We start from the raw sequence: 8,237 nt of genomic DNA on the forward strand, positions 1-8,237 counted from the left end.
ATGGTGTCGTCGATCTTCACGTACAGTGCGGTCAAGAGGGTGTCCAGGTCTTGCGTCACAACATGATCCTGGATGCCCTCTCTTCATACCCAGACATCGACCCCTGACATCGGAACTACTCGTCTAGAGATGATCCAGCCGTTCGATCGCGGCGCGTGGGCCGTGCCCACCTGTCTGGCAACCAGACGTCTCCCGCTCGGTAGGCATTGTTGACCAGCCAGAAGCTGCACAGCACGAAGGCGCCCTCGTCGCCCTCGATGCCGTCCGGCGTCTGGTCGTGCAGGTAGCGGTAGAGCAGCCCGCCCCCTGCGTCCAGGCGTGCGGCGATGGCGGAGGCGGTGGCGACGACCCGTGGGTAGGTGGCGGGTATCACCTTCCGCAGGGACAGGGCCAGCAGGCTCGCGTCGAGCGCACCGCCGCCGTGCGGGCCAGCCCCGTCTGCCGCGAAATCGCGGACAGACCGCATCCGTCGCGGTCGCGACCCAGGCGGGCGACTCGTCGGTGCGCGTCCGCACCGCTCGGACGATAAAGCGACGGGTCCATGTGCTCACGCGACAGTCTCTGGGACGTGTTCTGGGTGGTGCCGGCTGCGTTCCGGGGGAGGAGACTAACGAGGCGTCGACGTCTGCGCCGAAAGTGTCTCCGCACGGGCCGACGCCGGGCCGTGGGATCGCCGATAAGTCCGAACAGCACCTCCCGACCTACCGACACGTGCCTGCAGTATCGGGCCTTCCCGGGCAAGCTGTATCGACAGACCGTATCAAGGAGAACAGGCGTGACGATCACCGTCGGCGAAACCACGACCGAGGTCACCGTGAAGGCGTACACGACGCTCCGCGTCGAGGGCGTCACGATCGAGGTGAAGGGGCGCACTGCCCGCGTCGCCGAGGCCGAGGTCTACTGGGCGTTCGAGGACGGCGCGTGGCGGATCAACTTCGTCCAGGTCACCGGCCCGTTCCTGAACAAGGACGGCCGGGAGTCCCGCCAGCGCCTGAACGAGACCAGCCACCCCGACGACGGCTCCGAGCGCTCCTACCGCACCGTCACCCCGCCGGCGATCCTCGACGCGGCCCTGGCGTACGCGCCCGACTGGACGCCGGAGGTCTCCGAGTCCCGCTACCCGACGAGGCAACGGTCAGGCCGAGCAGCATCTGGGACTGTCCTCCGGCCAGGACAGACAGGAGGAGCCCCGACGGGCATCACCCACGTCGCGACGACCACCCAGGTCCTCGTGCACGCCTACACGTCGCTGCAGCCGGAAGGCTTCACCGCGAAGGTGAAGAGCCGTGCCGCGCGGATCAAGAAGGCGACGGTCCACTGGGACTACGAGGACGGTGCATGGGCCGTCGGCGCCGTGAACATCTGGGGCCCGGTCATCCGACAGAGCGACGGGACCGAGTCGGCCCTGAACGTCGATGAGCTGACCCGGCCCGCGTCCGCCTCGAACTCCCAGTGCGGGGTCGTCACCCCGCCCGAGCTCGTCGAGGTGGCGCTAGAGAACGTGCCCGACTGGACGCCGACGATCAACGGCACCCCTTACCCACGGACGACGAAGCTGCGCAGCGGCCTGTAGTCATGAAGACCCGTCGCAGTGCGGTATGTGGCGAACAGCGTGCGCGCGACCCCGACGCCGAGATCGAACCACGAGGTGGCTGCGCCGAGCACCATCCACCTGTCGACGCCTATGTGGCGGGGAGTTGCCGGTGCATGGCGAGGTCCTCGACGCGGTGCAGGGTTTCCGCGTTGCGGCGGCGGATGATCGGGGCGAGGGTGGCTTTCGGGAGGAGGTGGGCGAGGCCCGTGACCGTCGTCCAGCCCATCCGTATCCGGGTGGTGGTGGGTGATAGTGGTTCCAGTGTCAGTCGGACGCGGGCGACGCCGAGTGGTCCGGCGTGCGCGTCGAGTTCGAGCAGCCGTTCGGGTTCCATCCTGCGCACCATCGTCCGGTCGTCGATGTGCAGTGGCCATGGGCCGATCCGGTGGTGGACTCGGGTGCCCACGGCGGGCCAGCCGTCGTCGACGGCCCGCATGTGGGCGGCGCCGACGACCCAGCTCGCGTAGCTCCAGCCGTTTGCCAGGACAGCGAAGATCCGTTCGGCCGTGGTGGGGATGACTCGGCAGACCTCGATCATCGCCTTCTCCCGTCGCGATCGGGTCTGGGTGCGGGCGGGGGTCATGCGGTCTCCCCGGCTCGGGCCAGGTTCACGCCGCTGGCGATGATCCCGATGTGGCTGAACGCCTGCGGGAAGTTGCCGATGAAGCCGCCCGTCGTGGGGTCGATCTGTTCAGCCAGCAGACCGAGCGGGCTCGTCCTCGCGCACAGGGACGCGTACAGGTCGTGCGCCTGATCGAGGCGGCCCTGATGGACGAGGTTGTCGACCAGCCAGAAGCTGCACAGCACGAAGGCGCCCTCGTCGCCCTCGATGCCGTCCGGCGTCTGGTCGTGCAGGTAGCGGTAGAGCAGCCCATCTCCTGCGTCCAGGCGTGCGGCGATGGCGGAGGCGGTGGCGATCATCCGTGGGTGGGTGGCGGGTATCACCTTCCGCAGGGGCAGGGCCAGCAGGCTCGCGTCGAGCGCGCCGCCGCCGTGGAGGTGGGCGCTGAGCGTCTGGGCCTTGTCGTCCCAGGACTGTTCGAGGATGCGTCGGGTCAGTGCTGCGGCCGTCGTGCGCCACTGGTCTGTCGGCCCTGGCAGTCCGAGCTGTTCGCCGAGACCTGCCGCCCGGTCCAGCGCCACCTGGCACATGCCGGTCGAGTAGGTGAGCACTCGGCTGTCGTTCCGCACTTCCCAGATTCCCTGGTCCGGTTCCTGCCATGCCTGCTCGGAGGCGTGGGCGAGGTCGCGGAGTTTGGCCCACAGGGCCGGCTGAAGCTCCCCGCCAGCGCGTACCCATTGGTCGGCGCAGTCGAGTACTTCTCCGTAGACGTCGTGCTGACGTTGGTCGGCCGCGCCGTTGCCCCAGTGCACGGGGGCGGAACCGCGGTAGCCGCTCAGTCCTGGGTCCTCGACCTCCCCGGGCACGGGCCGGCCGTCGAGGGTGTACATGATTCGTGGTTCCGGAGTCTGTTCGAAGGCGTCGAGTACCCATCCGAGGAAGGCATCGGCTTCGTTGGCGAATCCGATGCGGCGCATGGCGAACACGGTGAATGAGGCGTCGCGGATCCATGCGTAGCGGTAGTCCCAGTTGCGGACGCCGCCGATCGGTGCGGGCAGTGAGGACGTGGGTGCTGCGACCATCGCGCCGTTGACCCAGTCGTCACACAGTTTGAGGGTGATCGCCGCGCGACGGACCAGCGGCTCTTGCGGCCCGCTGTAGGCGAAGTTGGTCATCCAGCGTCGCCATGCGTCGGCCGTCGTCGCCAGCATCTCCTCGGCGTCGAAGCGGTGGTGGCGGTGGATCCGACCCCAGGAGAGGACCAGGTCCACCTGTTCGCCTTCGTGCAGGTCGAAACTGGCCGGCAGGCTGGTCAGCGGTCTGTTGGCGCGTAGGTGTAGTCGCAGGTCGGGACACCGGGAGGGGCGGAGTTCCACACCGTCGAGCGCGGCGCGGGTCTGGCCGCCGTCGCGGGGGCGTAGGTCGATGTCCAGTCGGATGGTGCCGCTGAGGACACGCGCCGAGCGGACGAGTTCACAGCGGCCGGCGGGCGCGTCGTCGGTGAGGTCGCTGCCGGGGCGTACGACGATGGCGTCGGTGATCTGGAGCAGACCGGTGTCCGTGCGTAGTTCGGTGACGAGCACGGCGGTGTCCGGGAGGTAGTACTGGCGTCCCTCGCGAAGGTCCGGCGGGGTGACGGTGAAGTGTCCGCCGCGCTGGTTGTCCAGCAGACCGGCGAGGACCGCGTCGGCGTCGAACCGGGGCAGGCACAGCCAGGGGATCGAGCCGTCCACTCCGACGAGCGCCACGGTCGCGCCGTCCCCGATCACCCCCAGGTCCTCCAAGCGAAGGTATCCGTCGGGCCGGTGGACCGCTCGCAAGGGCGGGTCCAGGTCAAGCACGATGCGCACTCCTTACCCGGTCGAGACCGACAGTTGCAGGACTTCGACCGTAGAGATGAGGCATGCAGGTCCGGTGTCGGGCCTGCTCAGCGGGCGAGGACCTGCCCACCGAACAAGGCCAAGGTCTCACCGGTGACGTAGCTGCTGTCCGCGTTGCTCGCGAAGAAGAGGAACGCAGGGGCGATCTCCTCGGGCTGGGCGGGCCGGCCCAGCGGCACGCCGTCGGTTGCGTCGCCGTACCCAGCCAACTGCTCCGGAGTGCGGCTGGAGGCGTTCAGCGGTGTCCACACCGGCCCGGGCGCCACACAGTTCACCCGGATGCCCCGCGAGACCAGCTCCGTCGCCAGCGACTTGGTGAACGTGTGTATCGCGCCGTTGGTCTCGGCGTAACCGATCAGCGACGGATTGCCCTCGAAGCCGGCCACCGAGCCGCAGTTGACGATGCACCCGCCCGTCGGCAGGTGTCGCATCGCGGCGCGGGCCATGTAGAAGTAGCCCGAGACATTGGTCCGGAACAACTCGTCGAGTTCACCGTCGGACACGTCGGACAGCGACGAGTACTGGAACATGACGGCCGCGTTGTTCACCAGGATGTTCAGCCTGCCGAACTCCGCGACGGTGCGCTCCACCGCCGTGTCGCAGAACGACGAGTCCTTCACGTCCCCCGTCAGCACCAGGCATCGCCGCCCCTCGCGCCCCACCAACTCGCGCACGCGGTCCGCGTCCTCAAGCTCTTCGGGCAGGCAGACGATCGCCACGTCCGCGCCCTCCCGGGCGAACAGGACAGCCACGGCGGCGCCGATACCGCTGTCCCCACCGGTTATCAGCGCGACGCAACCGCCGAGCTTCCCGGACCCCCGCAACGCGGGCGCCTGATTGCGAGGCGGCGGGTCCATCCGCGCGTCCAGCCCCGGCCTCGACTGCGACTGCCCGCGAAAGGGTGGCGTGGGCTGATCGACGGCACCGCTCATCACAAACCTCCTCGTCGGCCCCGCCGTCGTTCCCCTTTCCGAACCTGGCAAACACCGTCCGCCCCGGTCTGGCCCGTGCCCAAAACGGGCCGCCTGCGGCCGGCACGCTCCGTCTGTTGGTGGTGGCGCTGGGACTCGCCACCGCCTTGGTCCACCTCGTAACCGCCGCACTGGAGGCGTTTCGCGCGGTATCTGCAGGAGAGAGTCGTTTGGCGAACGGAGCCGGGTCGACGCACCAGGGCGAACCCGCGAACCCGAGGGAGGTACGAGCCGGTCCCGGTCGCGTGCCCGTGCGTGGCCTGCGCCGGCATCGGCCGGCCCGTTCAAGCCCGGGTCGACGGCATGGCATGTGCGCAACCGAGAGCCTGGAGGTGCTCCCCGTGGAGCCCGAGATCGTCTGGCGGCATCACGTCGACCGGTCGGGAGAGGTCTGCACCATCAGGCTGTCCGGGGACCTCGACCTGGCCGCCAAGGACGATCTGCGCCGGATCCTGGACGACGAGCTGCGCCGACCCGGGGGCCGGCCTGGTCATCGACAAGAACCAAGCGGTGTGCTCAGTGAACCCGCCTGCGGTGGCTATCGCTGTGGCGACCTCCTGTGGCTTCGCTTCGCCGCTGAGGAGGGCGCGTAGCAGAATGCGGGCCTTGTAGGGGTGCAGCCAGCCGGCGGGGATGAGGCCGCGTGCGATGAGGTCCTGCTCGGAGCCGGGGAAACCGTAGGTGTGGGTGAGCGTCGGCTCGGCGGGGGTGCGGGAGGTGAGGACAACGGGGATCCGTTCCGCGAGGGTGGTGAGGGTGTCGACGAGGGATTCGGGAACGGGGCCGACGCCGAATCCGGCGACGACGAGGCCGTCGAGGCGGGTGCCTACGGCGCCGAGGAGGGCAGGGTCGTCATCGAAGGTGACCGCATGCAGGCCGACGGTCGCCTGTCGGGCGGGTTTCGGCACGGGCATGGCCAGCCGGTAGGGCACCCGGCTCACGCGGTTTCGGACCGTACCGGCCCGGCGAAAACCGAGCCTTGACACCAATTGAGTTAGATACCTTAATATTCAAGATCCCAGATGGACGCAGGCTCGCTGGTTCACCGCCGAAGGGGCTGGTCAGTCCGTCCCGAACCAGCGGCCACCTGAATCTGAGCAGAAGTCACCTTCGGTGATCTCCTCGGTGCGGATTGTTTCCGGTCGTCATTCGTCGTGAGCAAGGGGCCGAATGCAGACATTCGACGAAACATCGCCGGGGGATGGGGCGGCGTCGCGTGGCATCGACCGTCGCCATCTGCTTGGCCTGGTCACCGCCACGCTGGCGGCCGGCATCATTCCGGAGGCATGGCTCGCAGAAGCCGCGTACGGCGCGACGCCGAGATGGAACCGGCCATTCGACAAATGGGTCCCGATCACGTCTCCGTACGGGATGCGGACAGATCCGATCACTGGCGAGTCCAGGATGCACAACGGCACGGACTACAGCTACTCGGGGATCCTCGGCTATCCGATCCGCTCGATCGCGGCGGGCACCGTAACCAGCGTCTCGTACAGCGCGAGCGGCCTTGGCCACAACGCCACCATCACGCACGCCGATGGTTGGCGGAGTGTCTACGGGCACATGCGGGAGGCTCCCAGAGTCGGGGCGGGCGTGCAGGTCGCCGCCGGCCAGCACATTGGCAACGTGGGATCCACCGGCCACTCCACCGGCCCGCACCTGCATCTTGAGATCTTCCAGCCGAACGGTCAGCGAGTTAACCCCGAGTCGGTTCTCACGGGTGCCCCGTACGCCGGGGCGCCCGGATCTCCCCCTGAAATTGTCACTAAGGATGGACTGATGTACCTCATCTGGAGCACCGGCGGCACCGGTTACCTGGTCACCCCCAACCGCGTCATCGGGCTGCGGTCGATGGCGCACTACAACCTGTTCAAGCGGATCATCAACTCGAATCAGGCCGCCGCCCAGCCTGAGGTCTTCAACGCACTGGAGATCGACCAGATCAACGCGTACCTCAACGGGACGGTGCCTGCCTGATCCATCCCGGGGATGGCCTCGGAGACGCCCGGCCGGCTCGCTGCATCAGAAGCGGGCCGGCCTCCGCGTTGGTCCCGCCAGCGGCACGCGGCGACGTGTGGCAACTGCGTGGCTGGAGCTCGGCCGTTCCTCACTGGCAGCCCTACCGCTCGGCCCAGAACCAGTTCCACGCCATCCAGTACCCGCAGGAGCCGGCGGCAAGAAGTCCTACCGTCAGCGCTGGGACGACATCGGTGCCGTCATCGAACGCGCCCTCGAGGACCTCGTTGAAGAGCTCGACGGCCGACCCTACGTCGTCACCGTCGACGAGGACAGTGCCCGACGCATCTGGGACGGATTGCAGAACAGCAAGCAGAGCAGCCACCCCGGCCCGGGCAAAAGCAAATACTGGCTTCCCGGCTACAGCCTCCAAGAGGATGAACGCCCCGACGCGATCATCCGCATCAACATCGCCGACGACAGAGTGCCTCCGCCGGTCGCATACACGCGCGTGCTCAGCACACGAGACGGCGAAAAGGAGGGTGAGACGACCAACGCTCTGTACGAGATCGAGACGGACTTCGGCACCCCGGTATGGCTCCTGTGTAATGTTCCCCGTAATTACGACGGCGGAAACTCGGGCCGACTCGGCGCCAAATACACCCGGTGGGACGCGAAACGCTCCGTCATCTCCGAGAATCGAGAAGAACGCCGCAAGAGTGAGATGTCCGAACCGTGATACACGATGACCGCCACCGAGATCTTCCCCATCGCCCTCAACGACCGAGTCTCCCACGAAGCGCTCGCGTTCGCCACCGCCCAACTCTGTCACCAAACCATGTACTGGTCCGGCCGCGCCCGCTACCCCGTCGCCCTGCACGCGGCAATACAGATGGACGAAGACCATCCCCGGTACCGCCGCACCGCACAATCAGCCGACGAGGAGCCCGACATCGACGAATAAGAATAAGTCCTGACTGACGCCTGCACCGTGCCATGTCGGGCCGAGGCGATCCGTCACTGTGGTGGGCGCCGGACCCGTGCTCGCCGCTTTGGTCGTCCGTCAGAGCGCGTGAAGCCTGCGCCACAGCCGTCTGTCGGTGCGTTTCCACAGGGCTTTGGGTGTGATGGTCGTACCCGTCGCCGAGCCTGAGCTTGTCGTTTAACCCGTGCGCCGTTTACGTGCGGTGATGCTCCGGTCACGTTTGATCGTTTTGCCGACGTCGTGGCGGGGCGCCGGCCTGCGGTTGGTGGAGCCGGGTGGGCGTCCGGGG

General features: G+C 67.8%; 7 protein-coding genes and 1 pseudogene. 3 read left to right on the forward strand and 5 right to left on the reverse strand.

The features are described 5' to 3' along the window. Window positions 1-115 precede the first annotated feature (115 nt). Window positions 116-466 carry a glycoside hydrolase family 15 protein gene (locus tag DLJ47_RS33450; protein ID WP_109906127.1) on the reverse strand — a complete coding sequence of 117 codons (351 nt, stop codon included), beginning with the start codon at window positions 464-466 and terminating at the stop codon, window positions 116-118. Between the two features lie 309 nt (window positions 467-775). Here DLJ47_RS33450 and DLJ47_RS33455 point away from each other — a divergent pair, with 309 nt between their 5' ends. Beyond that, a complete protein-coding gene (locus tag DLJ47_RS33455; RefSeq protein WP_109906129.1) occupies window positions 776-1,573 on the forward strand; it encodes a hypothetical protein in 798 nt (265 codons plus the stop codon). 109 nt (window positions 1,574-1,682) lie between these two features. On the opposite strand, the gene DLJ47_RS33460 is transcribed toward DLJ47_RS33455, so the two are convergent. From DLJ47_RS33460 to DLJ47_RS33475, 4 genes are all read right to left on the reverse strand, one after another. Beyond that, window positions 1,683-2,177, reverse strand: coding sequence for an SRPBCC family protein (locus DLJ47_RS33460; RefSeq protein WP_233258159.1), 495 nt, complete (start codon window positions 2,175-2,177; stop codon window positions 1,683-1,685). Beyond that, on the reverse strand, window positions 2,174-4,006 hold the full coding sequence (locus DLJ47_RS33465) for a glycoside hydrolase family 15 protein (protein ID WP_342447664.1): 1,833 nt from the start codon (window positions 4,004-4,006) through the stop codon (window positions 2,174-2,176). Before DLJ47_RS33465 ends, DLJ47_RS33460 begins: the two co-directional genes overlap by 4 nt. Window positions 4,007-4,083: 77 nt before the next feature. Beyond that, window positions 4,084-4,968, reverse strand: a complete 885-nt coding sequence (locus DLJ47_RS33470) for an SDR family oxidoreductase (protein ID WP_109906138.1) — start codon at window positions 4,966-4,968, stop codon at window positions 4,084-4,086. A gap of 323 nt (window positions 4,969-5,291) precedes the next feature. Next, entirely contained in the window at window positions 5,292-5,948 is a 657-nt protein-coding gene (locus DLJ47_RS33475) for a hypothetical protein (RefSeq protein ID WP_109906132.1), read from the reverse strand. A gap of 229 nt (window positions 5,949-6,177) precedes the next feature. Here DLJ47_RS33475 and DLJ47_RS37690 point away from each other — a divergent pair, with 229 nt between their 5' ends. Beyond that, entirely contained in the window at window positions 6,178-6,984 is an 807-nt protein-coding gene (locus DLJ47_RS37690) for a M23 family metallopeptidase (protein ID WP_109906134.1), read from the forward strand. A 95-nt stretch (window positions 6,985-7,079) separates the two neighbouring features. Next, window positions 7,080-7,927: pseudogene (locus DLJ47_RS33485) on the forward strand (RNAseH domain-containing protein). The last annotated feature ends 310 nt before the right edge of the window (window positions 7,928-8,237 follow it).

It is taken from the genome of Micromonospora sp. S4605 (assembly GCF_003176715.1).
GTDB classification, from domain to species: Bacteria; Actinomycetota; Actinomycetes; order Mycobacteriales; family Micromonosporaceae; genus Micromonospora; species Micromonospora echinaurantiaca.